The 24517-nt window shown below is 67.6% G+C and carries 22 protein-coding genes and 1 pseudogene; 11 read left to right on the top strand and 12 right to left on the bottom strand.

Features of this window, described 5'->3' with window-relative positions:
- From ACRSCF_RS29800 to ACRSCF_RS29820, 5 genes are all read left to right on the top strand, one after another.
- On the top strand, window positions 1-1131 hold the full coding sequence (locus tag ACRSCF_RS29800; protein WP_017405871.1) for an ABC transporter permease: 1131 nt from the start codon (window positions 1-3) through the stop codon (window positions 1129-1131).
- A 53-nt stretch (window positions 1132-1184) separates the two neighbouring features.
- Window positions 1185-1718: a hypothetical protein gene (locus ACRSCF_RS29805; protein WP_016453976.1), complete on the top strand. Its 534-nt coding sequence runs from the start codon at window positions 1185-1187 to the stop codon at window positions 1716-1718.
- 116 nt (window positions 1719-1834) lie between these two features.
- Window positions 1835-4144: a DUF3141 domain-containing protein gene (locus ACRSCF_RS29810; RefSeq protein ID WP_047472286.1), complete on the top strand. Its 2310-nt coding sequence runs from the start codon at window positions 1835-1837 to the stop codon at window positions 4142-4144.
- A complete protein-coding gene (locus tag ACRSCF_RS29815) occupies window positions 4141-5613 on the top strand; it encodes a bifunctional enoyl-CoA hydratase/phosphate acetyltransferase (protein ID WP_034366455.1) in 1473 nt (490 codons plus the stop codon). Before ACRSCF_RS29810 ends, ACRSCF_RS29815 begins: the two co-directional genes overlap by 4 nt.
- Window positions 5610-6842 (top strand): acetate/propionate family kinase, encoded by a 1233-nt coding sequence (locus tag ACRSCF_RS29820; RefSeq protein WP_244387653.1) that lies wholly within the window; start codon window positions 5610-5612, stop codon window positions 6840-6842. The genes ACRSCF_RS29815 and ACRSCF_RS29820 overlap by 4 nt, the downstream gene beginning before the upstream one ends.
- Here ACRSCF_RS29820 and ACRSCF_RS29825 read toward each other — a convergent pair.
- Window positions 6839-7189, bottom strand: a complete 351-nt coding sequence (locus ACRSCF_RS29825; protein ID WP_016449526.1) for a chorismate mutase — start codon at window positions 7187-7189, stop codon at window positions 6839-6841. The two genes, ACRSCF_RS29820 and ACRSCF_RS29825, sit on opposite strands and share 4 nt — an antisense overlap.
- Window positions 7186-8685 carry an anthranilate synthase component I gene (gene trpE, locus ACRSCF_RS29830; RefSeq protein WP_016449525.1) on the bottom strand — a complete coding sequence of 500 codons (1500 nt, stop codon included), beginning with the start codon at window positions 8683-8685 and terminating at the stop codon, window positions 7186-7188. The genes ACRSCF_RS29825 and trpE overlap by 4 nt, the downstream gene beginning before the upstream one ends.
- Before the next feature lie 357 nt (window positions 8686-9042).
- Between trpE and ACRSCF_RS29835 the strand changes: the two genes are divergently transcribed.
- From ACRSCF_RS29835 to ACRSCF_RS29845, 3 genes are read left to right on the top strand one after another with little or no spacing between them, the layout of a single operon-like run.
- The gene (locus ACRSCF_RS29835) at window positions 9043-9438 is read left to right on the top strand and encodes a hypothetical protein (RefSeq protein ID WP_013804688.1); all 396 of its coding nucleotides are present in this window, start codon (window positions 9043-9045) and stop codon (window positions 9436-9438) included.
- Window positions 9435-9884 carry a hypothetical protein gene (locus tag ACRSCF_RS29840; protein ID WP_034366374.1) on the top strand — a complete coding sequence of 150 codons (450 nt, stop codon included), beginning with the start codon at window positions 9435-9437 and terminating at the stop codon, window positions 9882-9884. The genes ACRSCF_RS29835 and ACRSCF_RS29840 overlap by 4 nt, the downstream gene beginning before the upstream one ends.
- Window positions 9884-10864, top strand: a complete 981-nt coding sequence (locus tag ACRSCF_RS29845) for a CBASS cGAMP-activated phospholipase (RefSeq protein WP_244387654.1) — start codon at window positions 9884-9886, stop codon at window positions 10862-10864. The genes ACRSCF_RS29840 and ACRSCF_RS29845 overlap by 1 nt, the downstream gene beginning before the upstream one ends.
- 48 nt (window positions 10865-10912) lie before the next feature.
- On the opposite strand, the gene ACRSCF_RS29850 is transcribed toward ACRSCF_RS29845, so the two are convergent.
- Window positions 10913-11227, bottom strand: coding sequence for a hypothetical protein (locus tag ACRSCF_RS29850; protein ID WP_034366371.1), 315 nt, complete (start codon window positions 11225-11227; stop codon window positions 10913-10915).
- Between the two features lie 983 nt (window positions 11228-12210).
- Here ACRSCF_RS29850 and ACRSCF_RS29855 point away from each other — a divergent pair.
- Window positions 12211-12807, top strand: coding sequence for a chalcone isomerase family protein (locus ACRSCF_RS29855; RefSeq protein WP_012202680.1), 597 nt, complete (start codon window positions 12211-12213; stop codon window positions 12805-12807).
- On the opposite strand, the gene ACRSCF_RS29860 is transcribed toward ACRSCF_RS29855, so the two are convergent.
- The 9 genes and pseudogenes from ACRSCF_RS29860 to ACRSCF_RS29900 all read right to left on the bottom strand — a co-directional run bounded on the left by ACRSCF_RS29860 (window position 12782) and on the right by ACRSCF_RS29900 (window position 21004).
- Window positions 12782-14197: a sensor histidine kinase gene (locus ACRSCF_RS29860; RefSeq protein WP_416820366.1), complete on the bottom strand. Its 1416-nt coding sequence runs from the start codon at window positions 14195-14197 to the stop codon at window positions 12782-12784. The genes ACRSCF_RS29855 and ACRSCF_RS29860 overlap by 26 nt on opposite strands.
- Window positions 14166-14852 carry a response regulator transcription factor gene (locus ACRSCF_RS29865; RefSeq protein ID WP_017407765.1) on the bottom strand — a complete coding sequence of 229 codons (687 nt, stop codon included), beginning with the start codon at window positions 14850-14852 and terminating at the stop codon, window positions 14166-14168. The genes ACRSCF_RS29860 and ACRSCF_RS29865 overlap by 32 nt, the downstream gene beginning before the upstream one ends.
- A complete protein-coding gene (locus ACRSCF_RS29870) occupies window positions 14830-15330 on the bottom strand; it encodes a hypothetical protein (RefSeq protein ID WP_016453971.1) in 501 nt (166 codons plus the stop codon). Before ACRSCF_RS29870 ends, ACRSCF_RS29865 begins: the two co-directional genes overlap by 23 nt.
- Window positions 15331-15500: 170 nt before the next feature.
- Window positions 15501-16193: a hypothetical protein gene (locus tag ACRSCF_RS29875; protein WP_016450790.1), complete on the bottom strand. Its 693-nt coding sequence runs from the start codon at window positions 16191-16193 to the stop codon at window positions 15501-15503.
- 244 nt (window positions 16194-16437) lie between these two features.
- Complete coding sequence (gene speE, locus ACRSCF_RS29880) at window positions 16438-17376, bottom strand: polyamine aminopropyltransferase (RefSeq protein WP_374725843.1); 939 nt, start codon at window positions 17374-17376, stop codon at window positions 16438-16440.
- A 6-nt stretch (window positions 17377-17382) separates the two neighbouring features.
- Window positions 17383-17733 (bottom strand): annotated as a pseudogene (gene speD / locus ACRSCF_RS29885) (adenosylmethionine decarboxylase); the annotation flags it as partial.
- 146 nt (window positions 17734-17879) lie between these two features.
- The gene (locus tag ACRSCF_RS29890) at window positions 17880-18557 is read right to left on the bottom strand and encodes a phosphoglycolate phosphatase (RefSeq protein ID WP_034348084.1); all 678 of its coding nucleotides are present in this window, start codon (window positions 18555-18557) and stop codon (window positions 17880-17882) included.
- Window positions 18558-18710: 153 nt separating this feature from the next.
- Window positions 18711-20456 (bottom strand): methyl-accepting chemotaxis protein, encoded by a 1746-nt coding sequence (locus tag ACRSCF_RS29895; RefSeq protein ID WP_244387656.1) that lies wholly within the window; start codon window positions 20454-20456, stop codon window positions 18711-18713.
- A gap of 71 nt (window positions 20457-20527) precedes the next feature.
- Window positions 20528-21004 (bottom strand): chemotaxis protein CheW, encoded by a 477-nt coding sequence (locus ACRSCF_RS29900; protein ID WP_034368788.1) that lies wholly within the window; start codon window positions 21002-21004, stop codon window positions 20528-20530.
- A 332-nt stretch (window positions 21005-21336) separates the two neighbouring features.
- Here ACRSCF_RS29900 and ACRSCF_RS29905 point away from each other — a divergent pair, with 332 nt between their 5' ends.
- Together ACRSCF_RS29905 and ACRSCF_RS29910 are read left to right on the top strand one after the other, a co-directional pair.
- Window positions 21337-23034, top strand: a complete 1698-nt coding sequence (locus ACRSCF_RS29905) for a methyl-accepting chemotaxis protein (protein WP_034368784.1) — start codon at window positions 21337-21339, stop codon at window positions 23032-23034.
- A 74-nt stretch (window positions 23035-23108) separates the two neighbouring features.
- A complete protein-coding gene (locus ACRSCF_RS29910) occupies window positions 23109-24359 on the top strand; it encodes an HD-GYP domain-containing protein (protein WP_016450585.1) in 1251 nt (416 codons plus the stop codon).
- Window positions 24360-24517 lie beyond the last annotated feature (158 nt).

A 24517-nucleotide genomic window follows, 5' to 3' on the forward strand; every position in this document is an offset into this window, starting at 1 on the left:
ATGCGCACCCGCCTTTTCTCCAACATCTACCGGCTGGGCGTCAAGGAGCTGTGGAGCCTGTGGCGCGACCCCGTGCTGCTGGTGCTCATCGCCTATGTGTTCACGGTCTCCATCTACACGGCGGCCACGGCCATGCCCGAGAGCCTGCACAACGCGCCCATCGCCATCGTGGACGAGGACGGCTCGCCGCTGTCGCAGCGCATCGCGGGCGCCTTCTATCCGCCGCAGTTCGCGCCGCCGGCCATGATCGACCGCACGCAGATGGACCCGGGCATGGACTCGGGCACCTACACCTTCGTGCTCAACATCCCGCCCAACTTCCAGCGCGACGTGCTGGCGGGCCGCGCGCCCGAGCTGCAGCTGAACGTGGACGCCACGCGCATGAGCCAGGCCTTCACGGGCAACAGCTATGTGCAGCAGATCGTCTCGGCCGAGGTCAGCGAGTTCGTGCGGCGCTTTCGGGGCGCCACCGCCCTGCCCGTGGACCTGGTGGTGCGCGCGCGCTTCAATCCCGCGCTGGACAAGGTCTGGTTCGGCGGGCTGATGCAGATCATCAACAACGTGACCATGCTGTCCATCATCCTCACGGGCGCGGCGCTGATCCGCGAGCGCGAGCACGGCACGGTGGAGCACCTGCTGGTCATGCCGGTGACACCGACCGAGATCATGCTGGCCAAGATATGGTCCATGGGACTGGTCGTGCTGGTCACCGCCTTTGCCTCGCTCAACCTCGTGGTGCGCGGCGCCCTGGGCGTTCCCATCGAAGGCTCTCAGCCGCTGTTCCTGGCAGGGGCCGCGCTGTGCCTGTTCGCCACAACGTCGCTGGGGATCTTCCTTGCCACGCTGGCGCGCAACATGCCACAGTTCGGCATGCTGCTGGTGCTCGTGCTGCTGCCGCTGCAGCTGCTGTCGGGCGCCATGACGCCGCGCGAAAGCATGCCGCAGCTGGTGCAGACCATCATGCTGGCCGCGCCGACCACCCACTTTGTCGAGCTGTCGCAGGCCATCCTCTACCGCGGAGCGGGGCTGGACGTGGTCTGGAAGCCCTTTCTCGCACTGGCCGCCATCGGCTCCGTGCTGTTCGCCCTCACGCTCGCCCGCTTTCGCAAGACCATCGGCCAGATGGCCTGAGTTTCGTTCCGCCGCCAAGGCATCTTTCCACGTCAACCAGCAAGGAGTTCCATATGAGCGCACAGACCATTCCCCTCCATCTGCTCAAGGCCCAGCTCGAACTGCAGCTGCACCTGAGCCGGCTGCTGCAGGAAAGCGGCCAGCAATGGCTGGAGCATGCCGCACGCAACGGCCCCGAGCGCATCGCCGAGACCGGCAACGAGATCGAGGGCGTGCAGCAGACCAGCAGCTGGCAGGAGCTGGCCACCCTGCCCGCCCAGGCCTTCTGGCGCCACGCCCACCTGCGCATGGGCCATGCCCAGGCCCTGGCCCAGACCGCCATGGCCAGCCAGATGACCCTGGCCCAGGGCGTGCAGCAGGCCGTGCACGACTGGCAGCAGCAGGTGGCAGCCACGCTGAGCGGCGGCGCCCAGGGCGCGGCCGACACTGCCGTGCCCTGGAGCGACCTGCTGGCGCGCTGGACCTCGGCCGTGCAGTCCATGGCCCAGTCCGTGACCCCATCCGTCACCCCGCCCGACCATGCGGCGCAGCAGCCCATTGCAGCGGCTGCCGCCGAAACGGCCCGGGACGCTGCCGCCCACGGCTGAAGAGCCCAGGGGTTGACACAAGCCGCACGGTCCCGCAGGCGCGGGGCCGTTTGGCGGCCATTCACACGCAATCTGCAAGCAGGGGGCAGGACATGCCCGTTAAAGGAGTGGGCCAGATGAACGAGCACCTCGATAGCCACGGCACCGTGGACGTGGGGGCACTGTGGGGCGATCCGCTGAAGCTGCCCCAGGCAGCTGCACAGTACGCCACCGATGCCTGGCAGCGCACGCTGCTGTATGCCGACATCCGGCGCCAGCGCGGCAACCAGTACCGCGCCCACCTGGCCGAGGAAGTGCCCAATGTGCTGAGCTTCCAAGCCGAGATCGTGATGTCGGGCCTGGAGCTGCCGCGTCCCGTCAACTACGGGCTGGCACGCATCGCGCCCATGGAGGGCACGGTCATCGACCCGGCCAAGCGCCCCTTCATCGTCGTCGATCCGCGCGCGGGCCACGGCCCTGGCATCGGCGGCTTCAAGCCCGACAGCGAGATCGGCGCCGCCCTCAAGGCCGGCCATCCCTGCTACTTCGTGGGCTTCCTGCCCGACCCCGTGCCCGGCCAGACCGTCGAGGACGTGATGCGCGCCGAGGCCGAATTCGTGCGCAAGGTCGCCGAGCTTCACCCCGAGAGCCGGGGCAAGCCCGCCGTCATCGGCAACTGCCAGGCCGGCTGGCAGATCCTTATGACGGCCGCCGTCTGGCCCGAGCTGTTCGGGCCCATCATCGTGGCCGGCGCGCCGCTGTCGTACTGGGCCGGCGACAACCCCATGCGCTACGGCGGCGGCCTCATGGGCGGCAGCTGGGTGACGGCACTGACCAGCGACCTGGGTGCGGGCCGCTTCGACGGCGCCTGGCTGGTGCAGAACTTCGAGAACCTCAACCCCGCCAACACGCTGTGGGAAAAGCAGTACCAGGTCTATGCCGACGTGGACACCGAGGGGCCGCGCTACCTGGGCTTCGAGAAGTACTGGGGCGGCCATGTCTTCCTGGAAGGCCGCGAGATGCAGTACATCGTGGACAACCTGTTCATCGGCAACCGGCTGGCCACGGCCGAGCTGACGACCTCGGACGGCGTGCGCATCGACCTGCGCAACATCCGCTCGCCCATCGTGGTGTTCTGCTCGCATGGCGACAACATCACGCCGCCGGGCCAGGCCCTGGGCTGGATCACCGACCTGTACCGTGATGACGAGGACATCGCCGCCCACGACCAGACCATCGTCTTCGCCACGCACGACAGCATCGGCCACCTGGGCATCTTTGTCTCGGGCGCCGTGGGCCGCAAGGAGCACCGCGAGTTCGCGGCGCACATCGACATCATCGACCTGCTGCCCGCCGGCATCTACCGCGCCGAGATCGCCGACCGCCCGGCCGGCGTGCCGCCGCAGGAGCTGACCGACGCCGCCTACCTGATGAAGATCCGCCGCAGCGACCTGGCCGAGGTGCGCGACATCGTCCGGCCCGACCCCGAAAGCGAGCGCCACTTTGCCGCCGCCGCCCGCGTCTCCGAAATCAACCTCGCCCTGTACCGCAACACCGTGCAGCCCTGGGTGCAGGCCCTGTCCACGCCGTTGTCGGCGCGCTGGCTGCAGGCCATGCATCCGCTGCGCGTGGGCTATGAATACTGGTCGGACTCCCACCCGCTGGCCCCTGCCGTGGCCCAGGCCGCCGAGCAGGCGCGCGAGGACCGCCACCCCGTCGAGCCCGACAACCCCTTCCTGAAGGCGCAGCAGGCCATGTCGCAGGCCGTGGTGCATATGCTGGACACCTACCGCGACCAGCGCGACGCCATGCAGGCGCGGCTGTTCCACGCCATCTATGGCTCGCCCCTGGTGCAGGCCCTGGCCGGCCAAAGCCGCCAGGACGACGGCCCGCCGCGCCCGCACCCGGGCGAATCGCCCGAGCACTGCCAGTACATGTGCCAGGAGCTGGCGCGGCTGCACGAAAGCGTGGCCCAGGGCGGGCTGTACGAGGCCGTCATCCGCGCCCTGTTCCACGTGCTGCGCGCCCGTGGCGAGGCCGATGAGCGCCACTTCCGCCACGCCTGGCGGCTGCTGCAGGACCACCTGGGCGGCGTGCCGCCCGACATGGCGCAGTTCCGCCGCATCGTGCGCCGCCAGGCCCTGCTGATGCAGCGCGAGCCCGACGCCGCCATGGCCGCCATCACCCAGTTGCTGGCCGCCTCGCCGGCGGCCGACATCCGCTGGGGCATGACCACGGTGGACGAACTGGCCAACCAGGGCGGCAACCTCAGCGATGCCGAGCACCAGCGCCTGCTGCAGGCCATGGCGCATTTCGTGCAGGCGCTGGAGGTGGCGCAGGCCAGGGAGGCCCCCCAGGAAGCGGCCCCACCCGAAGCCCCGGCCGCCAGGCCCACCCCGCGCGCACCGGCCAGCCGCGCGCACACAGGTACCCGAAAGAAGCGATGAACCTCTCCACTGCCTCCGATGCGGCCCTGCCGCCCGAAGACCTGGCCCTGCTGCGCAACCACAGCTTCGACGAGCTGGACGTGGGCGACAGCGCCAGCCTGGAACGCACGCTGAGCACCCAGGACCTGCGCCTGTTCGCCGCCCTGTCGGGCGCGGCCGTGGCCGACGGCGCTGGTGCCGGTGCCGGTGCCGGTGCCGGTGCTGGCACGGTTGCCGGCGCCGACGATGACGACACGGCCCTGATCGCCCATGGCATGTGGGGCGGCATGCTGCTGGCCTCGGTGCTGGGCACGCGCCTGCCCGGCCCCGGCACCACCCTGGTCGGCCAGACGCTGCGCTTTCTGGCGCCGCTGGCCGCAGGCGACCGGCTGACCGTGCGCGTGGAGGTGCTGGCCAAGCAGGCCGAGCAGCGCCAGGTCACGCTGGCCGTGGCCTGCACCAACCAGCATGGCGCCGCCGTGATCGAGGGCCAGGCCACCGTGCATGCGCCGGCCCGCCACATCGAGCGCCAGCGCACCAGCCTGCCCGAGATCCGCCTGGAGGCCGGTGGACGCGACGGCCTGCAGCGCCTGCTGGCACATGTGGCCGGCCTGCCGCCCATCCGCGTGGCCGTGGTCCATCCCTGCGACGAGACCAGCCTCTCGGCCGCGCTGGACGCGCGCCGCGAAGGCCTGATCGACCCCGTGCTGGTGGCCCCGCGCGCGCGGCTGGAGGCCGTGGCGGCCGAGCATGGGCTGGACCTGGGCGGCCTGCGCATCGAGGACGTGCCGCACAGCCACGCCGCCGCCACGCGCGGCGCCGAGCTGGCCGCCTGCGGCGAGGTCGAGGCCATCATGAAAGGCAGCCTGCACACCGACGAGCTCATGGCCGAGGTCGTGGCCGCCGCCGCCGGCCTGCGCACCAAGCGCCGCGTCAGCCACTGCTTCGTGCTGCAGACGCCGCACTACCCGCGCCCCTTCATCGTGACCGATGCGGCCATCAACCTCGCGCCCGACCTGCAGCAAAAGGCCGACATCGTGCGCAATGCCATCGCCCTGGCCCATGCCATCGGCGTGCCCGAGCCCAAGGTCGCCATCCTGGCCGCCGTGGAGACCGTGAGCCCGCACATGCCGGCCACGCTGGACGCCGCCGCGCTGTGCAAGATGGCCGACCGGGGCCAGATCGCGGGCGGCGTGCTCGACGGGCCGCTGGCCTTCGACAACGCCGTGTCCATGGCCGCCGCGCGCACCAAGGGCATCGATTCGCCCGTGGCGGGCCAGGCCGATATCCTGGTCGTGCCCGACCTGGAAAGCGGCAACATGCTGGCCAAGCAGCTCATGTACATGGGCGAGGCGGCCAGCGCCGGCATCGTCATGGGCGCCAAGGTGCCCGTGATCCTGACCAGCCGCGCCGACAGCCGCGCCTCGCGCATCGCCTCCTGCGCCATCGCCCTGCTGCTGGCCCACCGCTACCGGAACTCGCCGCCATGATCCCTGCCCACACCGCATCCTCCCCCGCCCGCGAACTGGTCGTGGTGCTCAACTGCGGCTCGTCCAGCATCAAGTTCGCCGTCTTCGACGGTGCCCAGCGCCCGCTGCCGCGCAAGCCGCTGTGGAACGGCAAGGTCCAGGGCATAGGCGGGCCCGCGCCCGACTTCGGCGAGAGCGGCGTGCCGCCCTTTGCCATCACCCTGGACACAGCCCACCCCTACCGCGCCGCGCTGCAGCTGATCCGCGAGCGCATCACCGCGCGCCTGGCGCAGCTGGACGGCGCCCGCGTGGCCGCCATCGCCCACCGCGTGGTGCACGGCGGCAGCCGCTACTTCGAGCCCGTGCGCGTCGATGCCGGCGTGCTGGCCGACCTCAAGGCCTTCATCCCGCTGGCGCCACTGCACCAGCCCTTTGCGCTGGAGGCCATGGACATCCTGCTGCGCGAGCGGCCCGAACTGGTGCAGGTGGCCTGCTTCGACACCGCCTTCCACCACACGCTGCCCAAGGTCGAGCAACTGCTGCCCCTGCCGCATGCGGCCTGGGAACGCGGGCTGCGCCGCTACGGCTTCCACGGCCTGTCCTACGAATACATGGCCACCGCCCTGCCCGAGCGCCATGGCGACCTGGCGCGCGGGCGCACCCTGGTGGCCCACCTGGGCAGCGGCGCCAGCCTGTGCGCCATGCAGGGCCTGCAAAGCGTGGCGACGACCATGGGGTTCTCGGCGCTGGATGGCCTGATGATGGGCACACGCACCGGCGCGCTGGACCCCGGCGCCGTGATCTACCTGATGGAAATCGAAAAGCTCAGCCTGCAGGAAGTGGGCCGCATCCTGTACCACGAGTCCGGCCTGCTGGGCGTCTCGGGCACCTCGTCCGAGCCGCGCGTGCTGCTGCCGCTGGAATCAGGCGCCGATGCCCAGGCCGAGCGTGCGCGCGATGCGCTGGCGCTTTACGTGCGGCGCATCGTGCGCGAGATCGGCGCCCTGGTCGCCGTGCTGGGCGGCCTGGACCTGCTGGTGTTCACCGCAGGCGTGGGCGAGCACAGCGCCGAGATACGGCGGCGCGTGTGCGAGGGCCTGGGTTTTCTGGGCCTGCGGCTGGACGCCGAGGCCAATGCGCGCGATGCGGCCGTGATCTCGGCCACCGGCAGCGCCGTCACCGTGGGCGTGGAGCCCACCAACGAGGAATGGGTGGCAGCGCGCCATGCGCTGCGCTGGCTGCCGGGTTAGGAACGATCGTCCTGCGCACCGCCTTCGCGCAGCCGCGCGAACTCGCGGTGCTCGTAGGCAATGCATTCCTCCATGAGGTGGCGGTACACCGCCTCCATCATGTCGGGCTGGCCGCCCTCGGCGGCCGTGCGCTCGCGCACGCGGCGCACGATGGCCTCGATGCGGCCCTCGTCGCGCACCTGGGCCGCATCGGCCTTGATGCGCGCGGCCTGCTGCATGTAGCCCATGCGCGTGACCAGCAGCGGCACCAGCACATCGTCCAGCGCATCCACATTGCGGCGCACATCCAGCATGTCGGTGCAGTGCTGCACCAGGTCGATGGCCTGCTTGGCGCGGTCCGTGCTCATTCCAGTCCTTCCTCCACCAGCTCGGCCGCGCGCATCAGTGCGCGCGCCTTGTGCTCGGTCTCTTTCCATTCCATCTCGGGCACGGAATCGGCCACCACGCCGGCGGCGGCCTGCACGTAGAGCGTGCCGTCCTTGATCACGCCCGTGCGGATGGCAATGGCCAGGTCCATGTCGCCCGCAAAGCTCAGGTAGCCGCAGGCGCCGCCGTAGATGCCGCGCTTGGTCGGCTCCAGCTGATCGATGATCTCCATGGCATGCACCTTGGGCGCGCCCGTCAGCGTGCCGGCCGGGAAGGTGGCCTTGAACACATCCATGTTGTCCATGCCGTCGCGCAGAATGCCCTCCACGTTGCTAACGATGTGCATCACGTGGCTGTAGCGTTCCACGGCAAAGGCCTCGGTCACCTTCACGCTGCCCGTCTTGGCGATGCGGCCGATGTCGTTGCGCGCCAGGTCGATCAGCATCACGTGCTCGGCGCGTTCCTTGGGGTCGGCCACCAGTTCCTTTTCGGTGGCCTTGTCGGCCTCGGGCGTGGCGCCGCGCGGGCGCGTGCCGGCCAGCGGGCGGATGGTGACCTTCTGGCCCTCGTCCGTGTTCTCCTGGCGCACCAGGATCTCGGGGCTGGCGCCCACCACATGGAAATCGCCCAGGTGGTAGTAGTACATGTAGGGGCTGGGATTGAGCGATCGCAGCGCGCGGTACAGGCTCAAGGGGCTGGCCGTGAAGCGCTTGTGGATGCGCTGGCCCACCTGCACCTGCATGAAGTCGCCCGCGGCGATCAGCTCCTTGGCCTTCTCCACGGCCGCCAGGTAGTCTTCCTTGGCAAAGCTGCGCTGGGCCGGATGGCTCTCGCCGGCCTTGATCTGCGGCGCGCTGACCGAGTAGCGCAGCAGATCCTTCAACTGCCGCAGCCGCTTCTTGGCGCGCGTATAGGCCTCGCTCTCGCCGGGGTTGGCGTAGACGATCAGGTACAGCTTGCCCGACAGGTTGTCGATCACCGCCACTTCCTCGCACTGCAGCAGCAGGATGTCGGGGCAGTTGAGCGTATCGGGCGGGCAGGAATCTTCCAGCTTCTTCTCGATATAGCGCACGGCGTCGTAGCCGAAGTAGCCGGCCAGCCCGCCGCAAAAACGCGGCAGCCCCGGGCGCAGCGCCACCTTGAAGCGCTTTTGGTAGGCAGCGATGAAATCCAGCGGATTGCCCTTGGCCGTCTCCACCACCTGGCCATCGGTCACCACCTCGGTGCATGCCGCATCGCCGAAGCCGCTGGCGCGCAGCAGCGTGCGTGCAGGCAGGCCGATGAAGCTGTAGCGCCCGAAGCGCTCGCCGCCCACCACGGACTCCAGCAAAAAGCTGTGCTTGCCGTCACCGCCCGCATGGGCCAGCTTGAGGTAGAGGGACAGGGGGGTTTCGAGGTCCGCAAACGCCTCGACCATCAGAGGGATGCGGTTGTAGCCCTGCGCAGCAAGGCTCTTGAATTCGAGTTCGGTGATCACGGGGGAAGGCTCCGGATTGCGTGGCGCTGGCAGACCTGATGTGGGTGCGGGCTGCGTATGGATTGCGCCGATTCATTCGATTGGCCCGTGGGGCCTCGGGTGCACGCCGGGTCGCGCCCCGGGTGCTTCAGCTGTTCAGTTGGACAGGCTTGCGCCAGGGCCAGGCTCCCCGGTCTCCACAACCTGCAATGAACATGCGATGAATGAACATAGCGGGCAAGTGTAGCGCAGACGCGGCGGGGTACAAGTGCGGGCCGGCCCCTTGCGGGGGCGCCGCAGGGGCCTGCCATGGCCACAATTGACACCCTGGTCAGCCTGACCAACAATGACAGCACAACCTGACCAGAAAGGTCGACCATGCCGTCCCATTTCTCCGCCCGCACCGACGCTGCCTTGCCCGAGGGCGAGCGCGACCCGCTGAACCGCGCCCTGCGGGACCTGAGCCACCAGGTCGGCTCGGCCATGCCGCGCAACACCACACCCATGCCGATCTCGGTCTTCAAGGCGCAGTACGGCGCGGTGCTCAAACAGGCCGATCACGACGGGGTGGCCCTCATCTCCCAGGGCCGCAAGCGCTACGTGATCGTCAGCGAGGAGCACATGGTGGCCCTGTCCGCCAACGAACGCGCCCCCCGCACGGTGGCCGACATCTGCCGGTCCCTGCCGCTGCCGCGCCAGGCCGTGGATCTGTCCGCTGCGCAGATGTCCGGGGCGCGCGGCGATATCGACGTACCCGCCCGGCGCGCGCCATGAGCCGCTACCTGCTGGGCCCCCGCTGCCTGCTGTGGATGGCGAACCAGGAGCCCGCGACCCTGCAGTGGTTCTCCACCATCCGGCCGCTGGACTGCATCGTCAGCGACCTGTCCATGGCCATCGCCAAGGCGGCCGTGGCCGAGGCATTCCACGACCTGCGTGACCGCAACGAATGGTTCTCCCTGCTCGACGCGCTGTATGCCAACCTGCGGGCCGAAGGCGCCTCCATGCTGACCAGCGTGGACAACAAGGTGCTGGAGCGCTTCATCGAATGGCGCAACGTTGCGCCGCTGGACAGCCAGGGCCCGCAGGGCACGGCGCCGCTGGCGCAGGACCTGCGGCTGCTCATCGCCACGGCCGACCTGCTCAAGGTCTGCTACACCGAGCCCGCCAACCTCTACCTGACGCAGGCCGCCGCCCGGGGCGTTGCCGTGCACGCGCTGTGATGGACTTTGACGTACCGCCCCTGTCCAGCGCGGTGCGCCAGGGCCTGCGCCGGCGCCGGGTCGTCCTGAGCCTTTCGGGCGGCGGCTATCGCGGCCTCTTCAGCGCCCATGTGCTGGAACGCATCCACCGCGAATTCGGCAACGGCGACCTGCTGGAGAAAGTGGACCTGTTCGCCGGCACCTCCATCGGCGCCATCATCGCTACCGCCCTGGCCAGCGGCTGCCAGCCCGCGCGCATCAAGCAACTGCTGCTGGACCACGGCCCCGCCATCTTTCCCTCCAAATGGCTGCCCGGCCTGCGCCAGGCCATGGGCAAGGCGCTCTATGACAGCGCCCCGCTGCGCGCAGCGATCAAGGAGGCCATGCCGCAAGCGGAGCAGTCCGCCCTGGGGCAACTGCAGGTGCCGCTGCTGCTGCCCGCCGTGAACTGGAATTCATCGCAGCTGCACGTGCTGGCCAGCGGCGCCCTGCCCGACAGGGACCGACTGGGCCTGACGCTGATGGACGCCATGCTGGCCTCATCGGCCGCCCCCACCTACTTTCCCGCGCACGCCGCAGCAGGCCATGTCTTCGTGGACGGCGGACTCGCCGCCAACGCGCCCGACCTGCTGGCCCTGCAGGCCGCCCGCCAGCTCTGGGGGCCAGCGGCCGACATCGTGATGATCAGCGTAGGCACCGCCAACCCCCAGCAGGGCCAGGACCCCGTGGCCATGCCCCGGCGCGGGCTGACCCTGGTCAAGCCCCTGCTGGACCTGGTCATGGCCGCCCAGGAGGTCCAGGCCGTCAAGGCGGCCCGCCAGGAACTGGGCACCAGCAGCTACCTGCGCCTGAACTTCACGCAGCCCGCCGCCCAGCAAAAGCGCCTGGGCCTGGACATCGCCAATGCCGACAGCACCCGGCTGCTGCAGGCCCTGGGCGACGAATGCATCGCCGCCCTCACGGAGCAGGAAAAGACGCTGCTGAAGAACGTCCTGGACTGAAACGCCGGGCCAAGCGAAGCGAAGGCCCGACAGGGCTTGCAAAGAGAATCAGCGCTCAAACGCCGCCGAAGCCGCAGCCATCCGCCGCAGATACGCCGGATCCTCCTGCAGGCAATGCACGTAGCTCACCTCGTCCTCAACCCGCTCCTCCATCCGCTGCGCAGCCCCGCAAATGGCCTGCAGCGCATTGGCCACCACCTCCAGATTGCGATGGCCCTCGGGCCGCTCCAGCCAGGCCAGCGCCAGTTGGCCCAGCGAGTACACCTCGCTGCTGCCTTGCAGCGTCAGCCGGCCGATCTCGGTCACGGCATGGCTCAACTGCTGCGGCGTAGGCGGGGTCAGGGTTGTGGAAGCGGTACTCATGGCGCAACCCCTCCCACGGCAGACGCGCCAGCATGGGGCGCTTGATGGGTGGAGGGGAAGGCAGAAATGGAAATGCCGTACATGATTTCGTACTCCTTTGCGAGAGAACAAAACCACCGGCCCGTGTTCTTACGCACAGACAGGTGGACGGGATGTTAAGAACACGTGCAAAGCCGTGCGGACGCCCTTGCGGGTAGCCCCATCCCGCCCGTAACCGCAGGGACGTGGGCATGCACCCACGATCCGACAATTCAGACGTGACAAGGCCTCGCTCACGGGGAGGCCGCACCGCTTTACACGCAGGTGTTCTTACGCACCAGCCCCTGAACAGGGGGCCGCCGCAATGATAGAGGCTTTCAAGACGGCAAACGCCCCAGCGCTCCAGGCCGAGCGAAGCGAAGGCCCGAACCCACTCCCCGTATGGCCGCGCCTGCGCCGGGCTGCCTGCGGGGTTGCAGTCCTGCCGAAGGACAGGACTGCTTCGTCATCTGACTCGCTGCGGTTGTCTGAGCGAAGTTCACGCAGTGAACGCAGCGAGTTCCGCAGCGAACCCCGCAGGCAGCCCGGCGCAGGTTGCCCCGCAGCGCAGCGAAGGGGTCGCGGACATCCGGGCGCTTTTCTTTGCTCACTTTCTTGTAGCGAGACAAGAAAGTGAGTCGGCCGCCGGGCCGAAACCCGGCCTCGAAAAGAAACGCCCCGACAGGGGCTTGCAAACAGAATCAGCGGTGCAACGCACAGACAGGTGGACGGGATGTTAAGAACACGCATTGCGACGTGCGGACGCCCTTGCGGGTAGCCCCATCCCGTCCATAACCGCAGGAACGTGGGCATACACCCACGACAAGAACAGCGGACCGAGCAGGATGATAGCCACCCTCCATCGGCCCGCGAAAACCCTGTTGCCACCCCCACCCGATCCCCACAACATGTCGCCCGGACGTAACAAACCGCAACCGGGCCACAGCCCCCGCGCAGGAGACACCATGACCGCCTTGCCCCGCTGGATGAAGACAGCCGCCCTGGCCATGGCGCTGGCGATGCCGCTGGCCGCCACTGCCCAGGAGCCGCCGCGCACCGTCGCGGGCGTGGCCTATCCCGCCCAGGCGGGGGTGGGCGGCCAGACGCTGCAGCTCAATGGCGCGGGCATTCGCTACAAGGCCATCTTCAAGGTGTACACGGCGGGCCTGTACCTGGAAAAGCCGGCCGCCAGCCTGCAGGAGATCGCGGCCCTGCCCGGCCCCAAGCGCGTGAGCGTGACCATGCTGCGCGAGATCGATTCGGCCGAGTTGGGCAAGCTGTTCGCGCGCGGCATCGAGGACAACATGGAGCGCGCCCGCTTCTCCCGCCTGGTGCCCGGCGTGCTGCGCATGAGCGACATCTTCACGCAGCACAAGAAGCTGCTGCCGGGCGAGAACTTCTCGGTGGACTGGGTGCCGGGCCAGGGCGCCCAGGTCTTCGTCAAGGGCCAGGCGCAGGGCGCGCCCTTCCAGGAGCCCGAGTTCTTCCAGGCGCTGCTGGGCATCTGGCTGGGCCCGCACCCGGCCGACGAGCAGCTCAAGAAGGCATTGCTGGGCGGTTGAACGGCTGCGCGGGCTCCTGCACCGGCCCGGCAAAGCGCGCCTGGATCTCCAGCCCCGTGGCACCGGGCAGGGCCGTGAGCGTCCAGCCATGGGCGCGCGCAATCTCCAGGCAGATGGGCAGGCCCAGGCCTGCGCCCAGGTCGCGCCGCTCGCTGCTGCGCCAAAAGCGCTCGAAGATGCGCGGCAGGTCCTCGGGCGGCACGCCACGGCCCTGGTCCAGCACCGAAAAGCCCAGGCCGCAGGCCTTCACGGTGACGGTGGCGCCCTGCGGACTGTGCTGCACGGCGTTCTCGATCAGGTTCTTGAGCAGCACGAAGAGCGCGCCCCGGTCGGCACGCCAGGCGGGCGAGCCGTCCTTGACCTCGCAGTGGATGTGCACGCCGCATTTTTCGGAGGCGCGGGCCATGAAGTCGCAGACCTCGCCAATGATGTCGGCCGGCGCAATGTCTTCCATGCGGTAGCGCTGGTGTTCGCAGACCTCGGCCAGGTGCAGCAGCTGCTGGACCTGGCGCGCCATGTGGTCCACGTCCTTGAGCAGCTCGGGGCTGCGCCGGTCCTCGGGCTCCAGTTCGATCTGCACGCGCATCAGGGCCAGCGGCGTCTTGAGCTCATGCGCGGCCATGGACAGGAATTCCTGCTGGTTCCTGAAGCCGGCCTGCAGCCGGTCCAGCACGTGGTTGAAGGCCTCGACCAGGGGCGCGAACTCGCACGGCAGGTCCTTGGGCTGCAGCCGCGTGCCCAGCGTCTGCGGGGTGATGCGCTGCGCATCCTGCGCGGCCACGCCCAGCGGCCTGAGCATGCGCTGCAGCGTGCGGTGCGTGGAGAACAGGAACACGACCAGGAAAACCACGCCGATGGCCACCATGCCGCGCCACAGCGCGGGCAGGCCCACCGATTCGCGCAGCCAGTCCACCATGCGGTCGCTGACGGCTATCTGCACGTGCCACGTCGTGCCGTCGTGGACCAGCGTGGCCGTGCCCGCGCGCATGACCACGCCGCCGCGCTCGTAGGCAAAGGCCTTGAGCTCGGGGTCGAAGCCCCGGCCGGTCTGCGTCAGCGGCTGCATTTCGCCGTTGGGGGCGAAGACCACGCGGCCGCGGGCGTCGGTGATGCGCAGCTGCATTTCCTCGCCCAGGCTGGTCAGCATCCAGGCCTTGAGTTCACGCTCGCTGAACCCCTGGGGCACGCCCTTGGCATCGAAGCTCACCCACTCGGCCAGCTTCTCGGCCGCATGCCCCATGCCGCGCTGCAGCGCATAGCTGTCGAAGGGCTTGGCGACGAGGATCACCAGCGCGCCCACCAGCAGCGCGCTGAACACCATGCTCAACCCATAGACGGCCAGCAGCCGCGAGCGCAGGCTACCGGGCCAGCAAAGGTTCGCGAAGCGCATAGCCCTGACCCCGGATGTTGACGATTTCCATGCACGAGCCGGCCGCGGCCAGCTTGCGGCGCAGCCGGTGCAGGGCCACATCGAGGGCGTTGGGCGTGACCACGCTGCTCATGCCCCAGGCCGCCGCCTCCAGCGTGGAGCGGCGCACCGTGGCGCCGGCCTTGCGCACCAGGCTGAGCATGATCTGCAGCTCCGCCGGCGGCAGCGCGATGGCCGAGCCCGCGCAGTGCATGCAGGCCTGCTGCGGGTTGATGCTGATGTCGCCCAGCTGCGGCGCCAGCTCCTGCACCAGGGCCGGGCGGCGCAGCAGGGCGCGCACGCGGGCAATCAGCTCTTCCATGGGAAAGGGCTTGGTCAGGTAGTCGTCGGCACCGGCTTCCAGGCCGCCCACGCGGTCGCTGAGCGCGTCACGGGCCGTGAGCATCAGGCAGGGCGTGGAGCGGCCTGCGGCGCGCAGGCGCTGCACCAGTTGCAGGCCGTCGCCATCGGGCAGGCCGCGGTCGATGACGATGACGCCGTAGTCGATGTCCTGCAGGGCCAGCCAGGCCGTGGAGATCTGGTGGAAGACATCGGTCTCTATGCCGGAGTTGGCCAGCGAGCGGCTGACCAGCGTGGCCAGCCTGGCATGGTCCTCAATTAATGCGATGCGATTCATGGTTTCCGTCGTTGCCGCACAGGGACAGCAAATGCTCCCTGATCCCGGTGATGCGCTGGGGCGCCATGGGCTCGACCAGCACATGGATGACCCACAGGTCCTCGACCATGGCGCGGCATTGCAGGGCGATGTCCTCGGGCACCAGATCGTCGGCGCAGGCCGCGTCCACGAAATCAAACCATATGTTCTGGAATCTTGCGCGGGTCAGCAACTGTGCGGCCGTCTTCTGGCCGCGCTGGCGGGACAGGGCATGGTCGCAGACGCAGCGGATATAGGCGCGCAGGTGGCGTGCGGGGCCTGGCGGCTCCTCGGCCAGCGCCTGCAGCAGGTCCTCGCGGAACTTGAGGATAAGCAACTCGAAGATCGTCTCCAGCCGCACGGCACGGTGCTGGCTGCATTCTTGGAAGCGCGAACCCAGGGAATACGCCTGGCCCGCCGCCTGGATACCTATCACGTCCTGGTAGATGGAGGCTTGCATTGCGATGGCACGTTCTGTCGTTTCAGGCTCCGTCGGTCCGCCGCGAGAGCGGCAAACCTTCGGGGAAAACGGCCATGCTCCCCGATTGCGTCTTACTGGCGACTTACCGGCCCCTGAATCTGCCCCATTACACCGGGAATATGCAGGCGGCCGGTTTGATCAATATTGGCTCAAATATCTTCCTGCCAGCCAGCAACATACCTGACCAGCGCCCACTGTGCCAGCCACAGTGCCATATATCCAAATGTCTCCACCAGCTCCTCCAGCACGATCACCTGATAATCAAACCATTGCTGCAGGACAATGAAGCCATGACCTTCCGCATTGGTGGATATCACCATGGCCGCGACAAATGTCGCCAGGCTGAATATCGGCAGCGCCTTCTCGCGCACCAGGCGCTTGATGACCTTGTTCCAGACACCGTGGCGCACAAACCAATAGCAGCACAGCAGCAGCATGGCGCCCACCACCCATTTGACGGCGGGCCGGTACCACAGCACCTGGGAGCTGATCACCGGCCCCCACTTGCCAGCCTCCAGGCTGGGCAGGAAAGCTGCGCCCCAGGCCAGTTCACGCCCCAGAAAAGCCAGCCAGAACAGGGAGGCGATCCACCACAGTGGCGCTGCAAAGGAGCCTTTTTGCCGCCGCGCCGCAACCAAGGCCGCCACCATGCCCAGCAGCAGGGTCACGGCCTGGATATTCTCCAGGAATCCATTTTCCCAGCTCAGGCTTTGCGGCAATACAAAGCTCAGGGGAAAGCTCAATACCAGCCCTGCCAACAAAGCCCAATTCCAAAGCCGCAGCAAGGAATCATCATGGTATTTGGACGCGGATATTCTTGTTTTTGAAAGGGAAGCAGTCATTTTGATACAGGGCGTCTGGCGCTTTATCTGTTGATATGGTTTTTGCAAGCACGCAATATCCCGGAAATACTTACCAGGAAGCCGGAAAAATGGCGGGCGCACGGGCCTTCCCGCCGTTTTTCATTACAGCAGACTTGCCACCAGATTGCAGCACTGTGTCAAATTTGCCCTGCCGGGCGCGCAGTTGCCACCGCAGCCCGGCCAGGGCGGGCCGGGCTCGGCCCGTTGCCAGAACGGGCTGGGCTCAGGCGACGCGGACCGCGCGCGGGGGCAGCGCCGCCAGGGGCGCGGGCTGCACCAGGTCGCGGTAATAGTTGGGCAGCGCGAACAGTGCGGGGTGCACTTCGGCGTTGTAGTAGCGCAGGTCGGGCAGGCGGCGCTCGGCCAGGCGCTGGCGCAGCTGGGCGGGGGGCAGCGCCGCCGCATCCAGCGTGTCGGAGGCCACGGCCAGGCCCCAGTAGGCGCCGTACAGGGGGATGTAGAGGCCGTAGCAGCGCACGATGGCAAAGCGCTCGCGCAGGCTGGCCACCAGCCGCGCCACCTGCTCGCCATGGAAGACGGGGCTGCCCAGGTGCAGCACCAGGGCGCCGCCCGGCGCCAGCACGCGCTTCATGCGCGCCAGGGCCTGGTCGGAGTACAGCGCGCTGGCAGGCGTGTCGGGGTCGGTGAGGTCCATCAGGGCGAGGTCGAAGCGTTCTTCGGTGCGCTCCACCATGGCCATGCCGTCGCCTATGCGCAGCTGCAGGCGCGGGTCATCGAACACGCCGCGGTGCACCTGCTGCAGGTGCGTGCGCGCGGCCTGGACCACGGCCTCGTCCAGCTCGGCCACCACCACCTGCTCCATGGACGGGTGCTTGAGCAGTTCCTCGGCTGCGCCGCCATCGCCGCCGCCCAGGATCAGCGCCTTGCGCGGCGCCGGGTGGGCCAGGGCAGCGGGGTGGACCAGGGCCTCGTGGTAGAAGAATTCCTCGCCTTCGGAGGTCATGAAGCGGCCATCCAGTCGCAGCACCTTGCCGAACTGCGGCGTGTGCAGCAGCTCCAGTTCCTGATGGGGCGTCTGCACGGTTTCGCGCCGCGTGGCGCGCCAGCCAAAGCGCGCATGGGGCGTGAGCGCCTCCAGCGCCCAATCGCCCTCATCGGCCGCCGCCGTGGCCTGGGCGCCGGGACCGATGTCGCCGCGCATCAGATGCTGGCGCACCACGCGGCCCGGCGCGTAGGCGGCGATCACGCCCTCCATCAGCGCGCGGGCCTTGCCCGAGTTGTCGGCGGAGAAGTTGCAGACGTAGACATCGACGGTGACGCAGCCGGTCTCGGGCCAGGTGTGTATGGCCAGGTGCGATTCGGCCAGCAGCACGGTGCCGGTGACGCCGCCGGGCTGCCCCTGGTAGTCAGGGAACTTGACCCAGCGGTCCTCCACCAGGGTCAGGCCGGCCTGCGCGGTCTGTGCGCGGCACAGGGCGGCGATGGCATCGGCGTCGAGCATATGGCGCTCGTCGCCCTGGCATTGGTAGAGATCGGCGGTCAGGTGCAGTCCGTGCATGTCGCGTGCTTCCTCCTTGTCTGTGGCCGGATCGCGGCCAGGATGGCAAAGCAGACGACTCTAGCAAAAACATAAATCGCACCGTCAAAGTGCGTTAACCATCGCCAAATCCCATTCTTTTTCCAAAAAACCTGGAACTGTGCAAATCAGGCCAGTTCGGTCAGCGCATCGACGAAGCCATCGGCATCGACCTGGCGCACGGGCTGGCCGTGGTTGTAGCCGTAGCTCACCAGCACCACGGGGCAGCCCGCGGCGCGCGCGGCCTGGGCGTCGTTGCTGGAGTCGCCCAGCATCAGCGTGCGTGCCGGGGAGGTGCCCAGGGCCTCGCAGGTCTTGAGCAGGGGCAGCGGGTCGGGCTTCTTGCGCTCGAAGGAATCGCCGCCGAAGACCTGTTCGAACAGCGGTGCCAGGCCTTTTTGCTCCAGCAGCGGCCGGGCGAAGGACAGCGGCTTGTTGGTCAGGCAGGCCAGCCGCAGGCCGCGTGCGCGCAATGCCTGCAGGCCTTCGAGCACGCCCGGGTAGACATCGGCGAACTGGCCGTTGAGCTGCAGGTAGTGGTGTTCGTAGCGTGTCCAGGCCTGGTCATAGGCGGCGTCCACGTCGGCCGCGCCCACATGGGCCAGCACCGATCGGATCAGGTGCTCCGAGCCCTTGCCCACCATGTTCTCTATGGCCTGCGGGGCGATGGCCGGCAGTTGCAGGTCCGCCAGCATGCGGTTGAGGGCTTCGGCGAAGTCGCCCAGGGTGTTGACCATGGTGCCGTCGAGATCGACGATGGCGGCATCCAGGTGCGTGGGGTTCAACGGAATAAGGTTTGCAATCATGGCCATGGAGTATCGATAACCGGGGGCTGCCTGCGCAGGAACAGCGCTGAAAATATCAGAACTTGCACGGGCCCTGGACTTGGGCCCTGCGGCTCCTGGCAGACCCGGCATGGCGGCGGCCGCGCCCCCCGGCGGCACGCAAGGGGCCGTTGATCAGAACGACACCCAGTCGTCCTGCTCCTGCGCTTGCGCCTGCTTGTGCGCAGGGCTCACGGGGCGCAGCACGGGCCGGGCAGCCTGGCGGGCGGGGAGCGCCGCTTTCGCGGGTGCCGGATTGCGCGCCTGCACCGTCGGCTGCGACAGCGGCGGTGTCGAGGCAGGCTGTGCCGCCTGGCCGCCCAGCTGGAAAATCGACACGGCCTGAACCAGCTGCTGTGCCTGCGTTCTGAGGCTGGCCGCCGCTGCCGCGCTTTCCTCCACCAGCGCCGCATTCTGCTGCGTGACCTGGTCCATCTGGCTGACGGCCTTGCCGACCTGCGCCACCCCCGCGCTTTGCTCATCGCTGGCACTGCTGATCTCCCCCATGAGGTCGGTCACGCGCTGGATGGACTGCAGCACCTGCGCCATGGTGGCGCCAGCCTGGTCGGCCAGCTCGGTGCCCTGCTTGACCCGTGTGGTGCTGGTGGCGATGAGCTGCTTGATTTCCCGGGCGGCCTGCGCGCTGCGCTGCGCCAGGTTGCGCACCTCACCGGCCACCACGGCAAAGCCCTTGCCCTGCTCGCCTGCGCGCGCAGCCTCGACTGCGGCATTGAGCGCCAGGATGTTGGTCTGGAACGCGATGCCGTCGATCACGCCCACGATTTCGCCGATCTGGCGCGAGCTTTCGCTGATGTCCTGCATCGCATTGACGACCTCCTGCACGGAGCCGCCGCCCTTGGTGGCCACCTGGCTTGCGCCCAGGGCGAGTTGATTGACCTGCCTGGCGTTGTCCGCGTTTTGCCTGACGGTGGTCGACAGCTGCTCCATCGACGCTGCAGTTTCCTGCAAGGCGCTGGCCTGCTGTTCCGTGCGCTGGCTCAAGTCGGCATTGCCGTTGGCGATCTCCGTGCTGCCGCCCGCGATCCCATCGGCATTTTTGCGAACCTCATGAACGACCGAGGCCAGGCTCTGGAGCATGGCATTGAGCGATGCCTGGACGCTGCCTTCGGGGGCCTGGTGGCGCAGCAGTTCAGGGCTGAGATTGCCTTGGGCGATCTGTTGGGCGACATTGCCCAGTTGCGCAGGCTCTGCACCCAGGGAGCGCGTCAGGCCTCGTGCTATCCGCCAGCCCATCAGGACAGCCAGGAAAATGGCGACCATGCTTGCGGCGATCAGCATGTTCCTGCGGTAAACGTAGGCCTGCGCTGCCTGTTCAATCATCTGTCGCGACCGTGCGCGGGTCAGTTCACTGTACTGGCGAGTGGTGTCGGTCAGCTCCGCTAACAAGGGCCGACACTCGTCGTTCATCTTGCGGATCGCTACATCCTTTTTATTTTGCAGAGCCAGGGCCACGATGTCGGTGGCTACCGGTCCGTAGCGCCGCTCCACATCAGCAATTCTGGTCACCAGATTGCGCGCATCGGCAGCGGCTTCCGTTGACTCCGCTGCGGCCTGGAGCTCGGTCAGCCAGGCCTTGACGTCGGCGTGTGCTGAGGTGAGAGCGCCTTTCTCCTTCTCCAGGTCTGCGGGCGATGTGACCAGCACCAAGTTACGCACCGCGATAGCCCGTCGATCCACGGCTGTGCGAACCTTCTCGGCCAAGGTTGCTCGGGCGTTGATACCGTCGACAAAGTGGACAAGATTTTGATTTGCCTCGCTCAGCGCCTGCAGGGCGAGAAGTGCCACAACCATGGTGAGAAGCGCGAGGGAACTGAAGGCCACGGAAAATTTGGTCTTGACAGTCCAGAAGCGAGGATTCATGGCACGTCTCCAATGAGATATGAAAATTTGCGGTGTACGAGCGGGGACCGGGACGTGCCGGAGCAAATTGCTCAGTTCGCAGCGCAGTCCGGCAGGGCTGCCGTGGCCGTCGCCAGGAGCTTGTCGGCATCGATGAGCAGCAGCGAACGCTCCTCGAGCACGCCCATGGCCAGCAGGCAGTCATTGACCAGGCCCCCGCCCATGGCGGGCACGGCGCGCAGGTCCTGCGGCATGAGCGTCACCACGTCGGTGACACCCTCCACCACCATGCCCGTCACTCCGCCAGGCAGGCGCAGCATGATGGTCACGGTGCAGGCGTCGTACGGCTTGGGCGCAAGCCCCAGCCTGAGCCGCAGATCGATGACGGGAATGACCTCCCCGCGCAGTTCCAGCACGCCGTTGAAGTAGGCGGGGCCATTGGCAATGCGCATGGGCGACTCGTAGGACCGGATCTCCTGCACTTGCAGCAGGTCGATGCCGAACTCCTCATCGTCCACAAGGAAGGAAAGCCATTGCCTGGCGGTGTCGGTTGTCAGTGTAGGTGGCATCTTCATCACTCCAATCAAATTTATTTGATGAATTTGATAAAAATTTAACAGAGAGAAAAGAACAGCACAACTGGTTGTTACATTTTTGGGGTGTGTTGATGCTCGACACGTGAGCCAGGCGGAGCGCGTCGCCAAGCGCTGCCGGGCTGTGGCGACGGCTTGCCCAAGGGGATAGAGGACTGCGAGGCGGCTCGGCGCAGCGGATCCCGGGCAATGGCCTAGCGAGACTGAATTGATAAATTCAATTCCTCAAGATGGATGCAATCTTGGTAAATTATCAATTACATCATATTGATCAAAGATTTCCGGCCGCATCTCAGGAGACCCCCACCATGTTCCTCCGCCTTCTGTCCATCCGCACACGGCTCATCGCTGCTTTCATCCTGCTCCTGCTGCTGCTGAGCACGGTCGCGGCCATCGGCTCACTGCAGATCGCCCGGGTCCAGTTCAATGCCAACGACCTGGGCACCAACTGGCTGCCTTCCACCAATGCGCTGGCCTCGATTCGGGCCACAGCCAATGAAGCCCGCCGCGCCACCCTTCGCCATGTGATTGAGGAGTCTGTACCGGGCAAGCAGGCTCAGGAAGAGGCGCTGGCGAAGGCCGAGAAAGCCCTAGAGTCGGAGTTCTCCACCTACGAAAAGCTCATTTCCTCCCCTGAGGAAAAGAAGCTGTACGACAAGATGCGCGTAATTTGGGACGCCGTCGTACTGGAGGATAGGAAGGTGCTGGAGCTGTCCAAGGCCGGGCCGGAGCAGTCGGCCCAGGCGCGTGGCCAAGCCACGGGATCTGCGACCCAGGTCTTCACCGATTTCATGGACGTCGTGGGCCAGGACATCGCGCTGAACCAGGAAGGCGGGCGCAAGGCCACCGAGCAGGCCGAGAAGGACTACCACCTGGCGCTGTACCTGCTCGGCGGGCTGGCCACGCTGGCGGTGTCCCTGGGCGCCGTGCTGGCCTGGGCCATCACGCGCTCGATCACCGAGCCCCTGCACATGGCGGTCTCGGTGGCGGACACCGTGGCGCGGGGCGACCTCACGGCCAGCATCGTGGTGCAGGGCCGGGATGAGCCCGCCCGGCTGCTGGGCGCGATGCGCGACATGAACGGCAAGCTTCGCGAGATCATGGCAAGCATTCGCCTCAGCAGCGACAGCATTGCGACGGGGTCGAGCGAGATCGCCTCCGGCAGCCTGGACCTGAGCCAGCGCACCGAGCAGCAGGCCAGCAACCTCGAGGAGACGGCCGCATCGATGGAGGAGCTCACGGCCACGGTGCGCACGAATGCGGACACGGCCCAGCAGGCCAGCAAGGTGGCTTCGGCCGCGTCGGCCTCGGCTGCCGAGGGAGGCCAGTCCGTGGCCCTGGTGGTGCATACCATGCAGGACATCTCGCAGGCCTCGCGCAAGATCGCCGAGATCACGAACGTCATCGACGCCATTGCCTTCCAGACCAATATCCTGGCGCTCAACGCTGCCGTGGAGGCCGCGCGGGCCGGCGAACAGGGCCGGGGCTTCGCGGTGGTCGCCAGCGAGGTGCGCGCGCTGGCCCAGCGCTCGGGCACGGCGGCCCGCGAGATCAAGGAGCTGATCGGTGCCAACCTGGAAAAGGTCGAGCAAGGCACCCAGGTGGCCACCCGGGCTGGCGAGCAGATGGGCCGCATCGTGGAGCAGGTGCGCAGCGTGGACACCATGATCGGCGAGATCTCCAGCGCATCGGCCGAGCAGGCGGTAGGCATACGGCAGGTCGGCGAGGCGGTGAGCCAGCTGGACCAGATGACGCAGCAGAACGCGGCGCTGGTCGAGCAAAGCTCGGCCGCTGCGGGCAGCCTGGAGCAGCAGGCCGCTTCTCTGGCGCAGATCGTCTCCACATTCAGGATGCATCCCGAGCATGGGGCAAGCCACCCCGCCGCGCCGCGTGCCGCCACCGTCCAGGTCATGGGGCCCAGGCAAGCGCTGCCGGCCGTTCAGGCCCGCGTATCGCCGGCCCGTGCGCAACCGCAGGTCAAGGAGGAGGAATGGGCGGCCTTCTGACCTGGATCCGTACAGAAGCAAGGAAATGGCGGCAAGATGAAGTATCCATGTGAACCGTTGCGGGGCCCTTGTTCATGATCAAGCGCATCAGTGTGCGGCAGCTGCGGCTGGGCATGTTTCTGGAGAGCTTTTGCGGCAGCTGGATGGAGCATCCGTTCTGGCGCAGCCGCTTCAGGCTGGAAGACCCTGCCGACCTGGCGAGGATCCTGCACGCCCCCATCCAGGAAGTGTGGATCGATACCGCCAAAGGCCTGGATGTCGCGCAAGACGAGCCGTCTTGCTCGCGCGAGCAGGTGGACACCGTGATCGACGCCCAACTGTCCGAGATCTCGCAACTGGCCGAGTTGGAGTGCGAGCTGCGGCCCGTTGCCTTCGATGAGGAGGTGAAGCGGGCGGCCCGGATCTGCCGCCAGTCCAGGCAGGCGATCACCGCCATGTTCCGCGAGGCGCGCATGGGCAGGGAGATCAACCAGGACGAGGCCCGCTCCGTGGTCGCCGAGGTGTCCGAGTCGATCATCCGCAACCCGTGCGCCTTGGTCAGCATCGCCCGACTCAAGAGCAGCGACGACTACACCTACATGCACTCGGTGGCGGTCTGCGCCTTGATGATCGTGCTGGCACGCCAGCTCGACCTGCCACCGCAGCAGGTGCGCCAGGCGGGCTATGCGGGGCTGCTGCACGATATTGGAAAGATGGCGATCCCCGCCCCCATCCTGAACAAGCCGGGGCGCCTGACCGACAGGGAGTTTGCCGAGGTCCGCGAGCATCCGGCGCGAGGCCTGGAGCTGCTCCTGGCCGGCGGCGTCGATGATCCGGTGGTGCTGGACGTCTGCCTTCACCATCATGAGAAGGTGGATGGCACAGGCTACCCCCACGGGCTGCGCGGCGAGGACATCAGCCTGTTCGCGAAGATGGGCGCGGTCTGCGATGTCTACGACGCCATCACCTCGGACCGCCCCTACAAGCGTGGCTGGGACCCTGCCGAGGCGGTGCACAAGATGGCCGAATGGAGCGCCGGGCACTTCGACAAGACCGTATTCCAGGCCTTCGTCAAAAGCATAGGCATCTACCCGGTGGGCTCTTTGGTGCGGCTGACAACGGGCAGGCTGGGGGTGGTCGTGGACCCTGGCCGCCAGTCCCTGACCTGTCCGCAGGTCAAGGTGTTCTATTCCACGGCCAGCGGCATGCGGATGGCACCGGAGACCGTTGACCTGGCCCGGCCCGGGTGCCAGGAGAAGATAGCCAGCCGGGAAGACCCCGCGAAATGGGGCTTCACCGACCTCGATGCCCTGTGGAAAGACCCGGCCTGGGAACGGGCCACATAAAGGCGGGGCTGCCGGCTCCCGCACAGGGGGAAAAGACCTGTTCCCGGCCCGGGGCCGGAACCCGCCCCGCTGCGGGCGGCAGCATCCGGCGCCCACGGGCGTGCAGGCCTGGCAACAGATTTGATAGATAAATTCAATAAAATTTGATTGAATTGATA

The organism is Delftia sp. 11MD, assembly GCF_050907895.1.
Classification (GTDB): domain Bacteria; phylum Pseudomonadota; class Gammaproteobacteria; order Burkholderiales; family Burkholderiaceae_C; genus Comamonas; species Comamonas tsuruhatensis.

Excerpts from the sequence above, each read along its gene's own strand:
- ACRSCF_RS29870 (WP_016453971.1), bottom strand. The coding sequence starts at position 15,330 with ATGCAAGCCTCCATCTACCAGGACGTGATAGGTATCCAGGCGGCGGGC.
- ACRSCF_RS29865 (WP_017407765.1), bottom strand. The coding sequence starts at position 14,852 with ATGAATCGCATCGCATTAATTGAGGACCATGCCAGGCTGGCCACGCTG.
- ACRSCF_RS29810 (WP_047472286.1), top strand. The coding sequence starts at position 1,835 with ATGAACGAGCACCTCGATAGCCACGGCACCGTGGACGTGGGGGCACTG.
- ACRSCF_RS29875 (WP_016450790.1), bottom strand. The coding sequence starts at position 16,193 with ATGACTGCTTCCCTTTCAAAAACAAGAATATCCGCGTCCAAATACCAT.
- ACRSCF_RS29860 (WP_416820366.1), bottom strand. The coding sequence starts at position 14,197 with ATGCGCTTCGCGAACCTTTGCTGGCCCGGTAGCCTGCGCTCGCGGCTG.
- ACRSCF_RS29840 (WP_034366374.1), top strand. The coding sequence starts at position 9,435 with ATGAGCCGCTACCTGCTGGGCCCCCGCTGCCTGCTGTGGATGGCGAAC.
- ACRSCF_RS29890 (WP_034348084.1), bottom strand. The coding sequence starts at position 18,557 with ATGATTGCAAACCTTATTCCGTTGAACCCCACGCACCTGGATGCCGCC.
- ACRSCF_RS29855 (WP_012202680.1), top strand. The coding sequence starts at position 12,211 with ATGACCGCCTTGCCCCGCTGGATGAAGACAGCCGCCCTGGCCATGGCG.
- ACRSCF_RS29835 (WP_013804688.1), top strand. The coding sequence starts at position 9,043 with ATGCCGTCCCATTTCTCCGCCCGCACCGACGCTGCCTTGCCCGAGGGC.
- ACRSCF_RS29905 (WP_034368784.1), top strand. The coding sequence starts at position 21,337 with ATGTTCCTCCGCCTTCTGTCCATCCGCACACGGCTCATCGCTGCTTTC.
- ACRSCF_RS29910 (WP_016450585.1), top strand. The coding sequence starts at position 23,109 with ATGATCAAGCGCATCAGTGTGCGGCAGCTGCGGCTGGGCATGTTTCTG.
- ACRSCF_RS29825 (WP_016449526.1), bottom strand. The coding sequence starts at position 7,189 with ATGAGCACGGACCGCGCCAAGCAGGCCATCGACCTGGTGCAGCACTGC.
- ACRSCF_RS29850 (WP_034366371.1), bottom strand. The coding sequence starts at position 11,227 with ATGAGTACCGCTTCCACAACCCTGACCCCGCCTACGCCGCAGCAGTTG.
- speE (WP_374725843.1), bottom strand. The coding sequence starts at position 17,376 with ATGCGCGGCGACATCGGTCCCGGCGCCCAGGCCACGGCGGCGGCCGAT.
- ACRSCF_RS29805 (WP_016453976.1), top strand. The coding sequence starts at position 1,185 with ATGAGCGCACAGACCATTCCCCTCCATCTGCTCAAGGCCCAGCTCGAA.
- ACRSCF_RS29900 (WP_034368788.1), bottom strand. The coding sequence starts at position 21,004 with ATGCCACCTACACTGACAACCGACACCGCCAGGCAATGGCTTTCCTTC.
- ACRSCF_RS29820 (WP_244387653.1), top strand. The coding sequence starts at position 5,610 with ATGATCCCTGCCCACACCGCATCCTCCCCCGCCCGCGAACTGGTCGTG.
- ACRSCF_RS29815 (WP_034366455.1), top strand. The coding sequence starts at position 4,141 with ATGAACCTCTCCACTGCCTCCGATGCGGCCCTGCCGCCCGAAGACCTG.
- ACRSCF_RS29800 (WP_017405871.1), top strand. The coding sequence starts at position 1 with ATGCGCACCCGCCTTTTCTCCAACATCTACCGGCTGGGCGTCAAGGAG.
- ACRSCF_RS29845 (WP_244387654.1), top strand. The coding sequence starts at position 9,884 with ATGGACTTTGACGTACCGCCCCTGTCCAGCGCGGTGCGCCAGGGCCTG.
- ACRSCF_RS29895 (WP_244387656.1), bottom strand. The coding sequence starts at position 20,456 with ATGAATCCTCGCTTCTGGACTGTCAAGACCAAATTTTCCGTGGCCTTC.